This window comes from Herbiconiux sp. UC225_62 (assembly GCF_042694625.1).
Taxonomy (GTDB): domain Bacteria; phylum Actinomycetota; class Actinomycetes; order Actinomycetales; family Microbacteriaceae; genus Herbiconiux.
In genome coordinates this window covers 3408606-3426577 of the sequence record NZ_CP170551.1, presented here as the reverse complement: position 1 = coordinate 3426577, position 17972 = coordinate 3408606, and the positions used below count along the sequence as shown (strand labels likewise).

Here is a 17972-nt window from a genome sequence, read left to right as displayed (position 1 = left end):
CTACTGCTCGACGCGGAGTTCGAAGCCGGCGTCGCGGAGCTTGGCGATCACCTGGTCGCGGTGGTCCGGGCCGCGGGTCTCGATGTGCAGTTCCAACTCGACCTGGCTGATCTGCAGCCCCTTGCCGTGCCGCGTGTGCTGCACCTCGACGACGTTGGCGTTCGCCTCGGCGACGAGTTCCGCCGTGCGGGCGAGCTGGCCCGGGCGGTCGGGCAGCATGATCCGAAGCTTGAGGTAGCGGTCGGATGCCGCGAGACCGTGACTGATCACGCGTTGCATGAGCAGCGGGTCGATGTTGCCCCCCGAGAGCACGACGACGGTCTTGCCGGTGTCGTGCACCTGACCGGAGAGGATCGCGGCGACCCCCGCCGCGCCCGCGGGCTCGACGACCTGCTTCGCGCGCTCCAGCAGCACCAGCAGCGCCCGGGCGATGTCGGCCTCGGAGACCGTCACCACCTCGTCGACCAGGTCGCGGATGATCTCGAAGTTGAGGATGCCGGGCTTGGACACCTGGATGCCGTCGGCGATCGTGGGGCTCGTGGTGATCTGCACCGGCTCCCCCGCGGTCAGGGACGGCGGGTAGGCGGCCGCGTTCGCCGCCTGCACGCCGATCACGCGCACCGTGCGTCCCTCCGCCGCCGCACGCTGCTTGACCGCGCTCGCGATGCCGGCGATGAGACCGCCGCCGCCGATCGACACGACGAAGGTGTCGGCATCCGGGATCTGCTCGAGCATCTCGAGACCGAGCGTGCCCTGGCCGGTGACGACGTCGATGTGGTCGAAGGGCGGGATGATCACGGCGCCGGTGGCCTGCGAGAACTCCGCCGCAGCACGCATCGCCTCTTCCACCGAGTGCCCGCGCAGGATGACGTCGGCGCCGTAGTGCCGGGTGGCCTGCAGCTTCGGCAGCGGAACACCGATCGGCATGAAGATGGTGGCCTTGATGCCGAGCTCGCGTGCGGCGAACGCCACGCCCTGGGCGTGGTTGCCGGCCGAGGCGGCGACGACTCCGGCCGCCTTCTCGACGTCGCTGAGCGACGAGATGCGGTTGTAGGCGCCGCGGATCTTGTACGACCCGGTGCGCTGCAGGTTCTCGCACTTGAGGAACACGGGCGCGCCGACGATGTCGGAGAGGTAGCGGGAGCTCTCCATCGGCGTGACCTGCGCGGCCTTGGCCACGCGCGCGCGGGCGCTCTCGATGTCGGACAGCGAGGGGCCTGCGAAAGTGGTGTCGGACTCAGACATTCAGGGGAGGTTCCTTACGGCTCAGCAGGGTCGGGTCACGCCAGGTTCCCCCGGCGATGTAGTTGATCATGACGTTGAGGGTGGCCACGACGGGCACCGCGAAGAAGGCGCCGGCGATCCCGGCGATCATCGAACCACCCGCCACCGCGAGTACCACGGCCAGCGGATGCACCCGCACGGCCGTGCCCATCACGAGCGGCTGCAGCACGTGGCCTTCGATCTGCTGCACCAGCAGCACCACGCCGAGCATGATCAGGGCGATCACCGGCCCGTTGTAGACCAGTGCGATGAACACGGCCACGGCGCCCGTGACGACGGCACCGATGATCGGGATGAACGAGCCGAGGAACACGAGCACCGCGATCGGGATCGCGAGGGGCACCTGCAGGATGAACGCGCCCAGCCCGATGCCGACCGCGTCGATCGAGGCCACCAGGATCTGCACCTTCACGAAGCTCTGCAGGGTGTTCCAGCCCGCCTTGCCCGCGCCATCCGTCGCCGCGCGAGCCTTGCGCGGGAACAACCGCACGATCCACGACCAGATGCGGGCGCCGTCGATCAGGATGAACAGGGTGGAGAAGAGGGTGAGCAGCACCCCGGTAAGGATGTGGCCCACGCTCGATCCGACCGCTGCGGCGCCGGAGAGCAGGGCCGAGCTGTCCTGCTGCATGGCCGCCCAGGCCTGCGCCACGTAGGCGTTGAAGTCGGACTCCGACACCTGCAGCGGCGAGTTCGCGAGGAAGGCCTTGAGGTCGTTGTAGGAATTCATCGACTGGGTGCGCAGATCGTCGAACCCGGACGTCACCTGCGTGACGACGAGGAAGACGAGCCCGCTCACCACCACGATCGTGCCGAGCTCCGCCGCGGCGATCGCCGCCCAGCGTGGCCACTTGTGCCGCACCAGGAAGTTCTTGAACGGCACCAACAGCGCCGAGAGCACCACGGCGACCAACAGCGGGATGATCAGGAGCCTCAGCTGGATGATCAAGAAGATCAGAACACCCAGCACGGCGAGCACCACCAGGATGCGCCACGACCAGGCCCCGGCGATGCGCATGCCGAGCGGCACGGAGTCGTCGCCCGATCGACCGCGCGACGAGGAGCCGGATGCGGGCCCGGATCCCGCCAAGGCGGTCCTGCGCCGCGTCAGCCCTTTCCTGGGCGTCGGCTCCGTGTCTGACATGAGCCAAGTCTAGGAGCGGATGTATGCACCCGCCCGCATGCGCTCGAGACTCCCAGCCCGCACGCTCACGCCTCCCAGGGCTTCGCCGTCACCGGAGCCGGGTCGAACTCGAGGTACAGGCGCGAATCGATCTCCGGCACGAACCCGGCGGCGTGCTGCACGGAGATCACCGTGCCGTCCTCGAGTGCCACGGCGGTGCGCCGGAAGGAGCCGAGGAAGCTCGTCGACACGACGTCGACCGGAACGCCCGCGGGGGCGAAGCGGATGTCCTCGGGCCGCACGAACACGATCACGTCGCCGTCGGAGATGGTCGGGTCGAGCAACGGCAGGCGCACGCCGCAGAGGTCGGCCCAGCCGGCACGAGCGGTGGCTCGGAGACGGTTGCTCAGCCCCACGAATTCGGCGACGAACGGTGACGCTGCCCGAGCATAGAGGTCTTCGGGCGGCCCGATCTGCTCGATCGTGCCGGCGCGCATCACGGCCACGCGGTCGGCGACCGCGAGGGCCTCCTCCTGGTCGTGCGTGACGAAGAGGGTGGTGATGCCGAAGTCCTGCTGGATGCGCCGGATCTCGTCGCGCAATTGCACCCGCACCCGCGCGTCCAGGGCCGACAGCGGCTCGTCGAGCAGCAGCACCCGGGGCTCGGTCACCAGTGCCCGGGCGAGCGCCACGCGCTGCTGCTGTCCGCCGGAGAGTTCGTGCGCGTACCGCGCCCCGTACGAGCCGAGGCCCACCATCTCGAGGGCGTTGCCCGCGCGCAGGCGACGCTCGTCGCCGTCGACCTTGCGCATCCGGAGACCGAACTCGACGTTGGCGAGCGCGGTCATGTGGGGGAAAAGCGAGTACGACTGGAACACCATGCCGATGTCACGCTTGCGGGCGGGCAGGCGCGAGACATCCGTGTCGTCGATGAGCACCGTGCCGCTGGTCGCGACCTCGAGTCCGGCGAGCACGCGGAGGGCGGTGGTCTTGCCGCAACCGCTCGGGCCGAGCAGCGCCACGAACTCGCCGGGTTCGATCACCAGATCGATGCCGTCGAGGCCGCGGTGGCCGCCGGCGAACTCCTTGACGATGCCCCGGAGTTCCACCTGGGAACCGGGCGAGCGCTGCTCGACCGGCACGGTCTGCGGGCGGGAGATCGAGAGCGTCATGCTGCTGCTTTCTCTGGAGGGGTGGGAAGTGCACGGCGACCACGACGACGGGATCGCGAGCCGCTCGAAGGGGTGCCACCGATGCGGCCGATCGCGATCAGCAGGACGAAGGCGAACAGGAGGGCGAGCAGCGCGAAGATGACCGCCACGAAGGGGTCCGCCTTGTTCACGATCACGAGGGCGGTCTGCAGGTTCACCCGGTTGAGTAGCGCCGCGATGGTGAACTCGCCGAGCACGACCGCCACCGAGATGAAGGAGGCCGCGAGCAGCCCGCGCCGGATGTTCGGTACCACCACGCGGAACAGGATGGTGAGCCAGCCGGCGCCGAGCGATCGCGCCGCCTCGCTCAGGGTGACCACGTCCACGGCCACCAGATTCGTCTGGATCGACCGGAAGGCGTAGGGCAGCACGATCACGCCGTAGGCGAAGGCGAGCGTCCAGACCCCGCTGCCGAACATCCGGGCGATCACCGAGTAGACCGGCGCGAGGCCCACCACGAGCACGATCGCGGGGATGGTGATCGGGATCAGGCAGACGAATTCCAGCACCCGCTGCAGCTTCGGGAACCGGATGCGCACGAGCACCATGGTGGGAACGAGCAGCACCAGCATCACCACGACGGTCACGACGGCCAGCAGCAGGGAGTTGCCGAGACCCGTGAAGATCGGCTTGTACTCGTTGCCGAGTCCGCCCCCGAAGACCGCCGCCCAGCGGCTGAAGTCGTAGCCGCCGCCGAGGCCCTTCCGCAGGGTGAACTCGATCATGGCCGCGATCGGCACGAGGAAGAGCAGTCCGATCACGCCGACGATGATCCAGCGCGTGCGGCGGGAGGGGCCGGGATGCACGTCCTCGATCAGCCGGCTCATCGCTGCCACCGCGCAGCCCGGCGCATGAGCATCGAGTAGATCGACATCACCACGACCATCACCACGATCATCCCGAGGGCCAGCGAACCGGCCAGGTTCTCCTGGCCGAGCACCGTCTCGCTGGTGAGCGCGCCGCGGATCTGCAGGGGCACGATCTGCGAGCCCTGGCTGGTGAGGGCGGCGGCGGTGGCGAAGGAGGAGAACGCGTTCGCGAACAGGAGCAGCAGGCATCCGAAGAAGGAGGGCAGCAGCACCGGCACGCCGACGTGCCGCCAGTAGCTGAGCGTGCTGCCGCCGAGCATCGCATTCGCCTCGGCCCATTGCGGCTTGAGGCTTTCGAGCGCCGGCGAGAAGGTGATGATCATGAGCGGCACCTGGAAGTAGATGTAGGGCAGGATGAGCCCCGGCGTGTCGTAGAGCCACACGCCGTTCGCGAAGATGTCGATGCCGAGGCTGTCGCGGAGGAAGACCGTGATCATGCCCTGGATGCCGATGGTCGCCACGAAGGCGAAGGCGAGCATGACGCCGCCGAACTGGGCGAGCACTCCGCTGGCCGCATCGACCACCGAGCGCAGGGCGCCCGTGGGCTTCGCTCCGATCAGGGCGTAGCAGAACAGGGCGCCGATGACCGCGCCGATCACCGCGGTGAGCGCGGAGAGCCAGAGCGAGTTGCCGAAGGCGTTCAGCACCACCGGGTTGCCGAGGGCGGTGAGGTTGGACAGCGTGAAGGCGCCGTCACCGTCGAGGAACCCCGTCACCAGGGCGATGACGGTCGGCAACCCCAGGAAGAGCAGCACGTAGGCCGCGAAGGGCACGAGGCCGAGCGCGCTCGTGGGGAGGCGCACCCGGAACCCTGCCCGCGGGGAGGCAGGGACGACCGGTGAGGTGATCGTGTCTGTCATCGGTCGTCCCTGTCTGCTGCGTCCTACTGGACGGCAGCGGCCCACTTCTCGCCCAGCAGGGCGGATGCGGCCTCGGCCTGGTCGGCGTCGGGCACGACGGTGTCGCCGTCGACCTTCGGGAGAGCCGAGAAGAGCTCCTCGTCGATGGTTCCGGCCTCGGCCATGGCGTCGGCGCGCACCGGGCGCGCACCTCCGGCGAGCCAGAGGTTCTGGGCGTCGTCGCTGTAGAGGAACTCCTGCCAGAGGCGGGCGGCGGCGGGGTGCGGCGCATCCTTGTTCACGGCCTGGTTGTAGTAGCCCGCGTAACCGTCACCAGGAAGGATGGTGACCTTCCAGTTGCGCTGACCGTCGAGATCCTTGCCGTAGCCGACGTTGAGGTAGTCCCAGTCGAAGACCACGGGGGTCTCGCCGCTCGCGATGGTGGCGGGGGTCGGGTCGATCTTCACGAAGTTGCCGGCCTTGTTCAGCTCGGAGAAGAAGTCGATCCCGGGCTGGAAGTCGTCGACTCCGCCGCCGTTCTGCACCGCGGCCATGCCGACGGCGGCGAAGGCCGCACCGGCCTGGGTCGGGTCGCCGTTGATGGCGACCTTGCCCTTGTAGTCGGCGCCCAGCAGGTCGTCGAGGCTCTTCGGCTCGGGAACCGCGTCGGGGTCGTAGCCGATGGCCATGTATCCGCCGTAGTCGCCGACCCAGAGGCCCGACTGCTCCTTGAGGGCGTCCGGGATGTCGGCCCAGGTCGCCACCTGGTAGGGGGCGAACTGGTCCGTGTTGGCGAGTGCGACCGCGGCGCCCACGTCGAAGACGTCGGGAGCGGTGTCCTGGCCGGCGAGGTTCTGGGCGGCCTGGATCTCCTCGGCGCTCGAGGCATCCGGAGTCGCTTCGTTGATCGTGATCTCGGGGTACTTCTCGGCGAAGGCGTCGAGCACGGCGCCGTAGTTGGCCCAGTCGCGGGGCAGGGCGATGACGTTGAGCGCGCCTTCGGCCTTCGCCGCCTCTTCGAGGCCGGAGAGGCCCCCGAAGGCGTCGAGGTTCGTGGCGGTGGCGGCGTCGGTTCCGCTGTCGGTGCTGCTCGACGCCGAGGCGTCGCTCGAGCATCCGGTGAGTCCGAGGGCGAGTGCCGCGGCGACGGCCACGCCGGCGATCGCGATGCGCTTCGTGAACAAGGTGGTCCTCCATGGTGACGACCCCAGGCCGCCCGCGCTGTGTACGGGCTGTTCTCTGCCGGGAAGGGCCGACGTCTTGCACGATAGGGTCACGAGTGGTCGGGGCGTCGTCCGGGTGCCGTCGCCGTTCTGAACCGGTGATGAACGGCAGATGACGGGGTCGCCGGAGGCGTCGGGACCGGATGTCCGACGCTGTCGGTAGGGTCGTATCCGATGGTCGAGACGATTTCACCCGCATTGGCGCGCCGCGTCGCCTTGGCCGCGCAGGGGTTCGGTGCGCCCCGCGTGGCCCAGCCCGGCACCCGGCAGTTCGGTCTGCTGCTGCGACGGCTGGGGCTGCTGCAGATCGATTCGGTGAACGTCTACGAACGGAGCCACTACCAGCCCGTCTTCGCCCGCCTGGGCGGGTACGACAAGGCCCTGCTCGACAAGCTCACCTACGGGCGCGGGGTCACGGAGTACTGGGCGCACGAGGCATCCTTTCTCCCGATGGAGACGCTGCCGCTGATGGAGTGGCGCAAAGCCGACTACCGCGACTACTACGCGTCGCATCCGGAGTCGTGGGGTGCCTCGAACCCCGAGACGATGGCGTGGCTGTTGGCCGAGCTGGAGGCCAAGGGGCCGCTGCGGGCGAGCGACATCGAGCACGAGTCGAACAAGCGGCAGGGGCCGTGGTGGGGCTGGTCCGACGTGAAGCGCGGGCTCGAGACGATGTTCCGTCAGGGAGACGTGGTGTCGGCGGGGCGCATCCGGTTCGAACGCGCCTACGCGCTGCCCGAGCAGGTGCTCCCGTCGTCGGTGCTGAACGCCTCGGTGTCGCGGGTCGACGCCGTGCGCGAGCTCGTGTCGATCTCCGCACGCGCGCACGGCATCGGCACCCTGAAAGACCTCGCCGACTACTTCCGGTTGAAGCGTGTGGATGCGCAGCCGGCCATCGACGCCCTGGTCGAGAGCGGCGAGCTGCTGCCCGTCACGGTTCCGGGCTGGAATCGCCCGGCGTGGCTGCACCGCGATGCCCGGCTGCCGCGGCGGATGCCGGCGGCGGCGCTGCTCTCCCCCTTCGACCCGGTGGTGTGGGAGCGCGATCGCGCGCTGCGCCTGTTCGACTTCCACTACCGCATCGAGATCTACACGCCCCAGCCGAAGCGCGTCTACGGCTACTACGTGCTGCCGGTGCTCATCGACGACCGCATCCCCGCGCGCATCGACCTGAAGAGCGATCGTCAGGCGGGCGTGCTCCGGGTGCAGGCGGCCTGGGCGGAGCCCGGCCTCGTGCCCGACGATGTGCCACGCATCGCGCAGCTCCTCCGCGAGGCGACCCTCTGGCAGGGGCTTCCAGGCGACGTGGAGGTCATGCCTCGCGGCACCCTGGCCACCGCTCTCGCCGCGGAACTCGCCGCCGGCTGAGAGCCCGGTTCACCAGGACTAGAAGGCGCCGCCCATGTCGTGCAGGCGCTTCACCCGGTCGGGGATCGGGGGGTGGGTCGAGAAGAGCTTGTCGATGATGCCGGGCTTGTTGGGGTCGGCGATCCACATGTGCGACATCGACGACGATTGGCGCTGCAGAGGCCGGCCGTAGGCGGCGAGCTTCTCGAGCGCGCTGGCGAGAGCGTCGGGATGCCGCGTGGTGAGGGCACCCGTCGCGTCGGCGAGGTACTCGCGCTGCCGCGACACGGCGAGCTGCACCACGGTCGCCACGAGAGGGGCGACGATGATGGCCGCCAGGCCGAAGACCAGGACGATCGGATTGTTGTTGTTATTGTTGCGGCCGAAGAACGCCATGCGCAGGAACATGTCGGCGATGAACCCCACCGCCACCACGAGCCCGAAGACGATCATCGAGACCCGGATGTCGTAGTTGCGCACGTGCCCGATCTCGTGGGCCATGACGCCCTCGAGCTCCGCGTCGTCCATGATGTCTAGCAGCCCCGTGGTCGCCGCCACGATGGCGTGCTCCGGGTCGCGCCCGGTGGCGAAGGCGTTCGGCGCCGGGTCGTTGATGATGTACACCTTCGGCATCGGCGTGCCGGTGGTGATCGACAGGTTCTCGACTACCCGCCAGAGCCGCGGGTTGTCGCGCTTCTGGATCTCGCGCGCCCCGCTCATCGCGAGCGCCTGCCCGCTGGCCGCGAAGTACTGGATGAGGGCGTACCCGAGCGACACGACCACCGTGATGATGACGATCGACAGGTTGCCGTAGATGTAGCTGGCCAGCCATCCGAGCCCGCCGATGATCAGCAGGAACAGGGCGATGATGACGACGGTGTTGCGCTTGTTCTTCGCTATCGCGGAATACATGAACCCGCTGGGCTAGAACTGCACGCGCGGCGGCTCGGCGATCGCCGCGACGTCGGAGACCTCGAAGAACTCGCGCTCGGTGAACCCGAGGTTGCGGGCGAAGAGGGTGTTGGGGAAGACCTTGATCTTGGTGTTCAGCTCGCGCACGCCGCCGTTGTAGAACCGGCGCGACGCCTGCACCTTGTCCTCGGTATCGACGATCTCGGCCTGCAGCTGCAGGAAGTTCTGGCTCGCCTGCAACTGCGGGTACGCCTCCGCCACCGCGAAGATCGACTTCAGCGCCTGCTGCATGTGGTTCTCGGCGACGGATGCCTCAGCCGGGCCCTGCGCAGACAGTGTCTCCGCGCGCGCCTTCGTGACGTTCTCGAACACCGCCTTCTCGTGCGCCGCATAGCCCTTCACCGACTCGATGAGGTTGGGCAGCAGATCGGCTCGACGCTTCAGCTGAACGGTGATGTCGCTCCAGGCCTCGTCGACGCGCACGTTGAGCGTGACGAGCGAGTTGTACGTCGCCCAGAGGTAGATGCCGATGATCGCAATGATCACGACGACGATGATTACCGGGATGAGCCATTCCATGCGACCACTATAACGATCGGAGCCCGCGCGTTCAGCGGGATCGAGGCGTCCTCACAGCATTCGGGAGCAAACTACGCCCCCGCCGCCCACCGAGCGAGCCGGCGGATGATCTCGCGGTGCGAGGCGCTCTCGTACGACCGCTCGTCGTGCCCTAGGGCGTCGTACGCGATCCGGGCCACGCCGAACTCGCGCAGCCAGACGAGCGGTTGCCGCTCCCCCGCCTCGACATGCTCGGCCAGCACCGTCCGCGCCCCGACGCCCTGCAGGTGGCAGTAGCGCTCGTCGGCGACGACGAAGTCGCCGAGGCCTGCGGTCACCGGGTGCGGCAGCACGTGCACCTGCGCCGCATCGTCGAACGGCGGATGCATCGACGCCTCAGGAACCCAGATGCCGCCGAGCGCTTCCGCCCAGACCGGATAGTCGCGGAGGGTCGCCGACGAGGAGTGCATCGCCAGCACTCCGAGTGCGCGGTCGAGCGCCCGGCCGAGCCCGGCGACGGACGCCGCCGGCGCGCCGAACGCCCGCTCCCCCTGGCCCCAGGGGTCGCCGGCCACGACCACCAGGAGGTCGGCGTCGTCGAGCCGCGTCATCGCCCCGTCGACATCGGGATCGACCCGCACCGACCAGCCGTCGTCGTCGAGGAGTTCGCGCATCCGCTCGGCCACCGCGTCGTACGGATGCCACGGGTCGGCGTATCTCCCGTGGCCGACGGCGATGACCGCGCGCCGGGGCTCGGTCATCGTGGGTCTCGCCAGTCGGCGGTGGCGAGCGGCACGGACTCCAGCTCGGCCCAGACCGCCGCGGGCACGGGTGTCTCGGCGAGCTCGATCGTCGCCGCGAGGTCTCCGATGGTGCGCATGCCCACGATCGTACGGTCGATCCGGGGATCGCGGAGGGAGAAGTTCAAAGCCGCCGCAGCCAGGGGCACGTCGTGCCGCCTGCAGATGTCGGCGACCCGCTCGGCGCTCGACCGGATGCCCTCCGAGACCGGGGCGTAGGCGTAACGCTCGAGCGGAGGCGGCCACGCCGTCAACAGCCCTCCGCCGTACGGCGCGGCGTTCGTGACATGAAGCCCCCGATCGGCGGCCACCGTCAGCAGAGTGTCGGCACTGCGATCGACGAGCGTGTAACGGTTGTGGGTGATGAGCGCGTCGAAGAGTCCGGTCTCCACATAGCGCTGCATCAAGGCGGCAGGGCCGCCGGCGACGCCGAGCACACCGATCAGCCCCGCATCACGCGCCTCGACGAGCGCCGCGACCGGCCCGTCGTCGGCCATCGCGCTCTCCCAGGTGGTGTTCTCGGGATCGTGCAGGTAGAGGAGCGGGAATCGCTCCAGGCCCATCCGCTCTCGGCTCTCCTCGAGCGATCGCCGCATCCGGACTCCGCTGAACTCCCCGGTCGCGCTGTCGCGATCGGCCTTCGTGACGATGAGGAAGTCGTCGGGCACCCCGCCGTACTCGCGGATGGCGAGACCTATCCGCCGTTCGCTCTCACCTCCGCCGTAGTTGTTCGAGGTGTCGAGCACCCGGATGCGCGGCTCCTCGAACAGCGCGTGCACGAGATCGATCGACTCCCGCAGCGGCGTATCCTCCCCCACCAGGAACGCGAGCCAGTTGCCCGAGCCTGCGGAGATCGGAATGGGACTTCCGGTCATGATGTCGTCTCCTTGAGGATTGGTCGTGATGGATAGAGTGAGGCGTTGACACTCGAACGACGAAGGGGAGCACGAGGATGGCGGATCGCGTTCAGCCGGTCACGCTGACCGACGTCGCCGTTCGAGCGGGCGTGTCGCAGTCGACGGCCTCTCGCGTCATCAACGGCAGCTCCCGCACCGTCAACCCCGACCTCGCCCAGCGCGTGCTCGACGCCGCCGCCGAGCTGCAGTACGCCGCCAACGTTCAGGCGCAGGCCGTGGCGCGGGGAACCACCAGCACGGTGGCTCTGCTCGTGAGCGACATCGCCGCCGACTACTTCTCGTCGATGGCCGCCGCGGTGATGACCAGCGCCGAGCGGGAGGGCCTCCGTGTCACGATCGCCGTGACCGAGCGGCGGGTGGAACGCGAGATCGAGCTGGTGCGCGAGCTGCGCGGGCAGCACGTGCGCGCCATCGTGCTCGCCGAGAGCGGCTACCGCTCGGCCGAGGGCGTGGATCTGCTCGCCCGTGAGCTGCACACCTTCGAGCAGACCGGCGGACGCGTCGTGGTCGTGAGCCGCTCCACGTTGCCCTTCGACTACATCGATCTCGACAACGCCGGTGGCGCCCGACGCCTGGCGGCCGCGCTGCATCGCGTCGGCTACACCTCGTTCCACATCCTCGGCGGCGACGCCGGGTTGGTCGCGACGCGGGACCGCATCGACGGCTTCCGGGCCGGCCTCAGCGAACGCGGCATCGAGCTGCCGGAGTCGGCCGTCACATACTCCGAGTTCAGCTGGGACGGCGCGTTCGCCGCGGTCAGCCGACTCGACGACGCCGTGCTCTCCGAGGCGCAGGTGCTCTTCGCGGTCAACGACGAGATGGCGCTCGGAGCCATCGCGGGTCTTCGCAACCGGGGCATGCGCATCCCGGAGGACATCGCGGTCGCCGGCTTCGACGACATCCGGGCGCTTCGAGACATCGTGCCGGGGCTCACGACCGTGCGCGTGCCCATCGCCGAGATCGGCAGTGAGGTGATGGCCCTCATCGCGGGCCGCGAGCCGAGCCCGGCGATGCTGCCGGCGACCGTGGTGCTGCGCGAGTCGACGCCGCGGCTGAACTGACCCGCTCAGGCCTTCACACCGCCTGACACCAGGTCGAGGCGCCAGAACCGCTGGAGGCTGAGGAAGAGCACGATCACCGGGATGATCGACAGCAGCGAACCGGTGATGACGCTCGCGTAGAGCGCGGCCTGCCCACCACTGACCCGCAGCATCCCGAACAGCCCGAGCGTGAGCGGGTACAGCTGCGGATCGGAGAGCATGATCGAGGGCAGCAGGAAGTTGTTCCAGATGCCGATGAACTGCAGCAGGAAGACCGTCACCAAAGCCGGGCTCATCAGCCGCAGACCCACCGAATGGAAGATGCGCCACTCGGATGCGCCGTCGAGCCGGGCCGCCTCCATCAGCTCGTCGGGCACCGACGACTCCGCGTAGATCTTGCAGAGGTAGATGGCGTAGGGGCTGACCAGGAGCGGCAGGATGACGGAGGCGTAGCTGTTCGTCATGCCCAGCTGGGCGAGGAGCAGGTATTGCGGGATGGCGAGCACGATCGCCGGGATCACCACGCCCGCCACGATCATCCGGAAGATGACGACGCTGCCCCGGAAGCGGTAGCGGCCGAGCGCGTAGCCGGCCGCTGCGGCGACGAAGGTGGAGAGCAGCCCGCCCCCCACGGCGTAGATCACCGAGTTCAGCGCCCAGCGCAGGAAGATGCCGTCGCGGTAGGTGAACAGGTCGACGATGTTCTGCCAGAGTCCCCCACTGAACGACGGCAGGTAGGCGGCGGTGCTGAACAGCTCGGAGTTGGTCTTGGTCGATGCGATCACGATCCACAGCACGGGGAAGAGCGTGTAGATCGCGCCGACGGCCAGCACGATCGTGGCCGGCACGTTGAGGCGCTGGCGTCGGGTGACCCCCACGGCGGTCATCGGTTGCGTCCGATCCGGGAGCCGGCGACCTGCACCAGCAGCGTCGCCGACACCGTCAGCACCACGATGATCAGGGAGCTCGCGGCGCCCTGGTAGATGTTGTTGTTCACGAAGGCCTCGTTGTAGACGTCCATCAGCGGCACCCAGCTGGAGGTGATCGCGTTGGCCAGGGGGCGGAGAGTGGTCGGTTCGTTGTAGAGCTGCAGGGCGCCGAGCACCGAGAACAGGCTCACCATCACCAGCGCGGGCTTGATCATCGGCAGCTTGATGCGCAGTGCGATCTGCAGCTCGCTCGCGCCGTCGAGCGACGCAGCGTCGTACACCTCCTGCGGCAGCCCGCGGATGGCGGTGTAGAGGATGACCATGTTGAACCCGACCACGCCCCACACCGCGATGTTCGCGACCGAGAAGAAGACCTCGCGGCTGCCGAAGTAGTCGATCACCGCGCCGCCGATCGGGCTGGTGGCGGGCAGGTAGAGGAAGCCCCAGAGGAGGGATGCGATCACGCCGGGCACCGCGTAGGGCAGGAAGATGATCAGCCGCGCCGGGCCCGACAGCTTCGACCCCTTCGCGTCGAGGCAGAGCGCGAAGACGGCGGCGAGGATGACGGTGGCCGGCACCCCGATCACGGCCACGATCAGCATCCGGCCGATGCTCGCCCAGAACTCGCCGTCGCCGAGCGAGGTGAGGTAGTTCTCGAAGCCGACGAACACCTGGGTGGTCTGCCCGCCGAGAAGGCCGCCGCTCACCTTCTTCTGCAGGAAGCTGAGCACCAGCGCGTAGATCGTGGGCGCGACGGTGAACGCCAGCAGCAGCACGATCGCGGGGGTCACGAGCAGCACGGGGAGGCGGCTGCTGCGCAGCGCCTTCCGCCGTCGGGCCGGAGCCGCTGGTCGGTTCAGGGCGGTGGTCATCGTCGTCCTTCGCTTTCAAGGGTGTGAGGGGGCGCGCTGTGGCACGCCCCCTCACCGGGTCACTACTTGACGGTGAAGCCGAGCTTCTTCATGTCGTCGACGGTCGCGGTCTGCATCGTGTCGAGAGCGTCGGCGAGCGGCGTTCCATTCTGCAGCGCCGATGAGAAGCCGTCGCGATAGGCACCGAAGGTCACCGTCGCATCCGGGCCCCAGATGTCGAAGCTCCGCGCGGAGGGCGCGATGTCTCCGATCAGCTTGTAGTAGTCGGGCTGATTGGGCATGAACGCGGGCGGGGCGTCGAGCTCGGGCAGGCTGCGACCGCTGGTGGCCGCCGGGTAGACGTTGATGTCGCTGATCTGCATGCTCAGCGCCTCGTCGCTGGTGTTGAGCCAGGTCGCGAACTCCGCCGCCTCCTTGGGGTGCTTCGAGTTGCTCGTGACCGCCATGGCCGAACCGCCCCAGATGCCCGTGGTGGTGTCGCCGGCCGTCCAAGCGGGCAGGGGCGCTGCCGCCCACTTGCCGGCGGTGTCGGCCGCGATGTTCGGGAACTGGGCGGGCGCCCAGGAGGCGCTGATCCAGCCGGCGAGGGTGCCGTCGTTCATCTCGGCGTTCCACTGCGTCGACCAGAACGGGTTCGACTGGATGACGCCCTCGTCGATCAGGCCGTTCCAGTAGTCGGCGACCTTCTTGCTCGCGTCGTCGTTCACCGCGACCGTCCAGGTGTCGTCGTTCGCGCTCCACCAGTTGGCCTCGGCCTGCTGGGTGAGGCCGGCGAACCAGCCGGGGTCGCCGGCGCTGAAGGTGCCGAGGTACTGCGCCGGGTTCGCCGCGTGGAATGCGCGGGCCGTGGCGGCGTACTCGTCCCAGGTGGTGGGCACCTTGAGGCCTTGCGCGTCGAAGATGTCCTGGCGGTAGAAGAACACCAGGGGCGCGAAGTCCTGCGGAACGCCGTAGGTGGCTCCGTCGAACTGCACCAGCGACAGGGCGGCCTTGTCGTAGTGGCTCGCGACATCGGTGTAGTCGTCGAGGCTCACGACGACGCCGTTGGCGATCAGAGCCGGCAGCGACTGGTACTCGACCTTCACGACGTCGGGGTTGGAGCCGGTGGGGTTCTGCGAGATCCACTTGGTGACCAGTTCGTCGGCGTTCTCGCTCGGGCTCACCAGCTCGACCTGGATGTCGGGGTTCGCCTCGTTCCAGACGTCGACGATCTTGTCCATGTTGGGGTCCCAGGCCGTGAAGGTGAGCTTCACGGGGCCCGAGGACTCAGCGGGCGTGGAGGGGGCGCTGCAGCCCGCGAGCAGCAGCGCTGCTGTGGCCGTCGCAGCCGCGGCAACCGCCGCGCGACGGAGGAATCGGTGGTTCACAGGACATCTCCTTTGATGAGGGGTGGGGTGGTGGTGTCGGTCGGGATGGTGGTGTGGGTCGAGCTGTCGTGCTGCCGGGTCGGCGTCACGCCATGGCGGCGAGATCCTCCTTCAGCACGGGGAACGCGGGTGGTGCGCCGCGGGCGAAGAGCTCCACCTCGTGCACCACGGTCTCGCCGAGCCGGAGGAGTTCGTTGCCGAGGGCTCCGGCGACGTGCGGGGTGGTCAGGATGCCGTCGAGGCGCAGGAGCGGATGCGACGGCGGGAGCGGCTCCGGGTCGGTGACGTCGAGGATGGCGCGCACCCGTCGTTGTTCGACGGCCGTCTGCAGGGCATCCTGATCGACGATGGGAGCGCGGGCCGTGTTGATGAGCGTCGCCCGCGCGGGCAGCAGTGCGAGTTCCCGTTCGCCGATCATGCCGATCGTCTGCGGCAGCAGTGGCGCGTGCACACTCACGACCGTCGATCGATGCATCAGCTCGTCGAGTTCGACCCGGGTGGCGTAGGCCAACACGGGGTCGTCGTCGTCGATCACGGGGTCGTAGACGAGCACGCGCAGATCGAACTGCGACAGCAGCCGGATGACCTGACGACCCACCGTCGAGGCGCCGATGATGCCCACCGTGCGCCGATAGTTGCCGATCGACGGAGACGTCTCCTCCCCCGCAGCGGGCAGCGGCAGCACGCCCTTGCCGGCGAGCAGGATCATGCTCAGGGTGTATTCGGCCACGGGGTGCGCGTTTGCGGCGGCCGCGGTGGTGACCAGGATGCCGCGATCCCACACGGCCGGGGTCAGGTGCTCCTTCACGGTGCCGGCCGCGTGGAAGATCGCTCGCAGCCGCGGCATCCGGTCGAGCGCGGCTCCGTCGATGATGGGGGAACCCCATCCGGTGATCAGCACCTCGAGTTTCGCGAGCAGGTCGGGCGCCGCTGCGCTCAGGTCGGTGATCGGCTCGGAGGCGAGGACGTCGAGGCACGACGACAGCCGGCCGAGCGCGTCGGCGTCGAACAGTTCGGCGGGGAGCTCTGGGCGCATGGCGAAAGCCGTCGAAACCCGGCGAGGGGAGGAGGTAAGCGCTTTCCTAGTAGGCGAAACGACGACGGGTTCCTGGATGTCCTGGCTCATGCTTGAACGATCAGCTTTCGCACGAGGTACTCCTCGACGGCTTCCGGGCCGCCCTCGGAGCCGTAGCCGCTCTCTTTGCGGCCGCCGAAGAAGGTGTCGCGAGCACCGACGCCGAACCGATTGACGCTCACCATCCCCACGTCGAGCAGCGCCGGAATGCGCAGGGCGCGGTCGGCCGAGCCCGTGAAGAGGTAGGCGCCGAGACCGAAGGGCACGGCGTTCGCCTTGGCGACCACCTCGGCCTCGTCGGTGAAGCGGATCACGGCGGCGATCGGGCCGAAAGGCTCCTCGTGCATCACCACGGCGTCGTCGGGCACGTCGGCCAGGAGCGTCGGCCGCCAGTAGTACCCGACCGAGTCGTCGCCGGTGCCACCCGCGACGAGCCGCGCTCCGCGCTCGAGGGCGTCCGCAACAATCGGCTCCATCGCGGCGAAGCGACGAGCATTGGCGAGCGGGCCCATTTGCACGTCGTCGGCGAATCCGTCGGCCACCACCACGGCGTCGAGGGCCGCCCCGAAGGCGGCGACGAAGCGGTCGTACACGGCGTCGTGCACATAGAAGCGGATGGGCGAGCCGCACGACTGGCCGGAGTTGTGGATCTTGGCACCGAGGGCCTGGGCGGCGACCTCCTCGACATCCACATCGTCGAACACCAGCACGGGAGCGTGTCCGCCCAGCTCGAGCATCGCGGGTTTCGCGTGGGCGCCGGCCTGCTGCGCGAGGTGCTTGCCCACGGGAGTGGACCCGGTGAACGAGACCTTACGGATGAGCGGGGACGCGATGAGCCGCGATGAGATCATCTCGGGCTCGCCGAAGAGCAGGTTGAACACGCCCGCCGGAAGCCCGGCGTCGGTCAGCGCTCGGCCCAGGGCCACGGCGCTGGCGGGGGTCTCCTCGGCAGCCTTCAGCACGATGGTGCAGCCGGCAGCCAGCGCGGCGGCCACCTTGCGGCCGGGCACGGTGAGGGGGTAGTTCCAGGTGGTGAAAGCGGCGATCGGGCCGACCGGCTCGCTCACGAGCAGGGTGCGACCGTCGGCGGCTCCTCGCGGCAGCACCCGGCCGAAGGCGTGCGGCGCATCCGAAGCCATCGAGACCATGATGTCGGCGGTGTAGGAGACCTCGTCGAGGGAGTCGACCAGCGGCTTGCCGTTCTCGAGCGTCATCGCACGGGCGATCTCAGTGGATCGCTCTCGCAGCAGCTCCGCGGCGGCGACGATCACGCCGGAGCGCTCGTAGGGGCTCGTCGTGCGCCATTCAGCCCAGGCACGGTCGGCGGCCTGGGCGGCACGATCCACATCGGCCTCCGTAGCCATGGCTACCCGCCCGACGACCGAACGGTCGGCGGGATTCTCCACGTCGAGCGCCGCGCGCTCCGCCACGGGAATCCACGTTCCGTCGACGAGCAGCTCGCCGTCGCCGGTTCGGTCGAAAGAGGTCACGTCATTGTCTCCTGGGAATGCGGTTGCCGACTATGGCATCACGGCGATTTCGGTGGTGATTGGTAACCATACGGTGTCTGGACGGAATCGTCAAGACTGCGCATTCCCGGCGTGGT

17 protein-coding genes are annotated in these 17972 nt (G+C 68.8%); 2 read left to right on the top strand and 15 right to left on the bottom strand.

Annotated elements, in window-relative coordinates:
* From ilvA to ACFJGU_RS16750, 6 genes are all read right to left on the bottom strand, one after another.
* Window positions 1–1245 (bottom strand): threonine ammonia-lyase, encoded by a 1245-nt coding sequence (gene ilvA / locus ACFJGU_RS16775; protein ID WP_382304888.1) that lies wholly within the window; start codon window positions 1243–1245, stop codon window positions 1–3.
* Window positions 1238–2428: an AI-2E family transporter gene (locus tag ACFJGU_RS16770; protein ID WP_382304886.1), complete on the bottom strand. Its 1191-nt coding sequence runs from the start codon at window positions 2426–2428 to the stop codon at window positions 1238–1240. Before ACFJGU_RS16770 ends, ilvA begins: the two co-directional genes overlap by 8 nt.
* Before the next feature lie 65 nt (window positions 2429–2493).
* The gene (locus ACFJGU_RS16765) at window positions 2494–3579 is read right to left on the bottom strand and encodes an ABC transporter ATP-binding protein (RefSeq protein ID WP_382304885.1); all 1086 of its coding nucleotides are present in this window, start codon (window positions 3577–3579) and stop codon (window positions 2494–2496) included.
* A complete protein-coding gene (locus ACFJGU_RS16760; RefSeq protein ID WP_382304883.1) occupies window positions 3576–4445 on the bottom strand; it encodes an ABC transporter permease in 870 nt (289 codons plus the stop codon). Before ACFJGU_RS16760 ends, ACFJGU_RS16765 begins: the two co-directional genes overlap by 4 nt.
* Window positions 4442–5347, bottom strand: coding sequence for an ABC transporter permease (locus ACFJGU_RS16755; protein WP_382304881.1), 906 nt, complete (start codon window positions 5345–5347; stop codon window positions 4442–4444). The genes ACFJGU_RS16760 and ACFJGU_RS16755 overlap by 4 nt, the downstream gene beginning before the upstream one ends.
* Window positions 5348–5370: 23 nt before the next feature.
* Complete coding sequence (locus ACFJGU_RS16750) at window positions 5371–6510, bottom strand: ABC transporter substrate-binding protein (protein ID WP_382304879.1); 1140 nt, start codon at window positions 6508–6510, stop codon at window positions 5371–5373.
* 213 nt (window positions 6511–6723) lie between these two features.
* Here ACFJGU_RS16750 and ACFJGU_RS16745 point away from each other — a divergent pair, with 213 nt between their 5' ends.
* Window positions 6724–7917 (top strand): winged helix-turn-helix domain-containing protein, encoded by a 1194-nt coding sequence (locus ACFJGU_RS16745; RefSeq protein ID WP_382304877.1) that lies wholly within the window; start codon window positions 6724–6726, stop codon window positions 7915–7917.
* Window positions 7918–7935: 18 nt separating this feature from the next.
* Here ACFJGU_RS16745 and ACFJGU_RS16740 read toward each other — a convergent pair whose 3' ends face one another.
* From ACFJGU_RS16740 to ACFJGU_RS16725, 4 genes are all read right to left on the bottom strand, one after another.
* Window positions 7936–8808, bottom strand: a complete 873-nt coding sequence (locus ACFJGU_RS16740) for a M48 family metalloprotease (protein WP_382304875.1) — start codon at window positions 8806–8808, stop codon at window positions 7936–7938.
* 12 nt (window positions 8809–8820) lie between these two features.
* Entirely contained in the window at window positions 8821–9387 is a 567-nt protein-coding gene (locus ACFJGU_RS16735; RefSeq protein WP_382304873.1) for a LemA family protein, read from the bottom strand.
* A 71-nt stretch (window positions 9388–9458) separates the two neighbouring features.
* Window positions 9459–10127 (bottom strand): ThuA domain-containing protein, encoded by a 669-nt coding sequence (locus ACFJGU_RS16730; RefSeq protein WP_382304871.1) that lies wholly within the window; start codon window positions 10125–10127, stop codon window positions 9459–9461.
* Window positions 10124–11041, bottom strand: a complete 918-nt coding sequence (locus tag ACFJGU_RS16725; RefSeq protein WP_382304870.1) for an aldo/keto reductase — start codon at window positions 11039–11041, stop codon at window positions 10124–10126. Before ACFJGU_RS16725 ends, ACFJGU_RS16730 begins: the two co-directional genes overlap by 4 nt.
* Before the next feature lie 77 nt (window positions 11042–11118).
* On the opposite strand from ACFJGU_RS16725, the gene ACFJGU_RS16720 reads away from it, so the two are divergent.
* A complete protein-coding gene (locus ACFJGU_RS16720) occupies window positions 11119–12144 on the top strand; it encodes a LacI family DNA-binding transcriptional regulator (RefSeq protein WP_382304868.1) in 1026 nt (341 codons plus the stop codon).
* 5 nt (window positions 12145–12149) lie between these two features.
* Here the strand turns inward: ACFJGU_RS16720 and ACFJGU_RS16715 are convergent, their stop codons facing one another.
* From ACFJGU_RS16715 to ACFJGU_RS16695, 5 genes are all read right to left on the bottom strand, one after another.
* The gene (locus ACFJGU_RS16715) at window positions 12150–13010 is read right to left on the bottom strand and encodes a carbohydrate ABC transporter permease (protein ID WP_382304866.1); all 861 of its coding nucleotides are present in this window, start codon (window positions 13008–13010) and stop codon (window positions 12150–12152) included.
* Window positions 13007–13924, bottom strand: a complete 918-nt coding sequence (locus ACFJGU_RS16710; RefSeq protein ID WP_382304864.1) for a carbohydrate ABC transporter permease — start codon at window positions 13922–13924, stop codon at window positions 13007–13009. Before ACFJGU_RS16710 ends, ACFJGU_RS16715 begins: the two co-directional genes overlap by 4 nt.
* Before the next feature lie 62 nt (window positions 13925–13986).
* The gene (locus ACFJGU_RS16705; protein ID WP_382304862.1) at window positions 13987–15291 is read right to left on the bottom strand and encodes an ABC transporter substrate-binding protein; all 1305 of its coding nucleotides are present in this window, start codon (window positions 15289–15291) and stop codon (window positions 13987–13989) included.
* Between the two features lie 85 nt (window positions 15292–15376).
* Window positions 15377–16327, bottom strand: a complete 951-nt coding sequence (locus ACFJGU_RS16700; protein ID WP_382304860.1) for a hydroxyacid dehydrogenase — start codon at window positions 16325–16327, stop codon at window positions 15377–15379.
* An 86-nt stretch (window positions 16328–16413) separates the two neighbouring features.
* A complete protein-coding gene (locus ACFJGU_RS16695) occupies window positions 16414–17856 on the bottom strand; it encodes an NAD-dependent succinate-semialdehyde dehydrogenase (RefSeq protein WP_382304858.1) in 1443 nt (480 codons plus the stop codon).
* Between the last annotated feature and the right edge of the window lie 116 nt (window positions 17857–17972).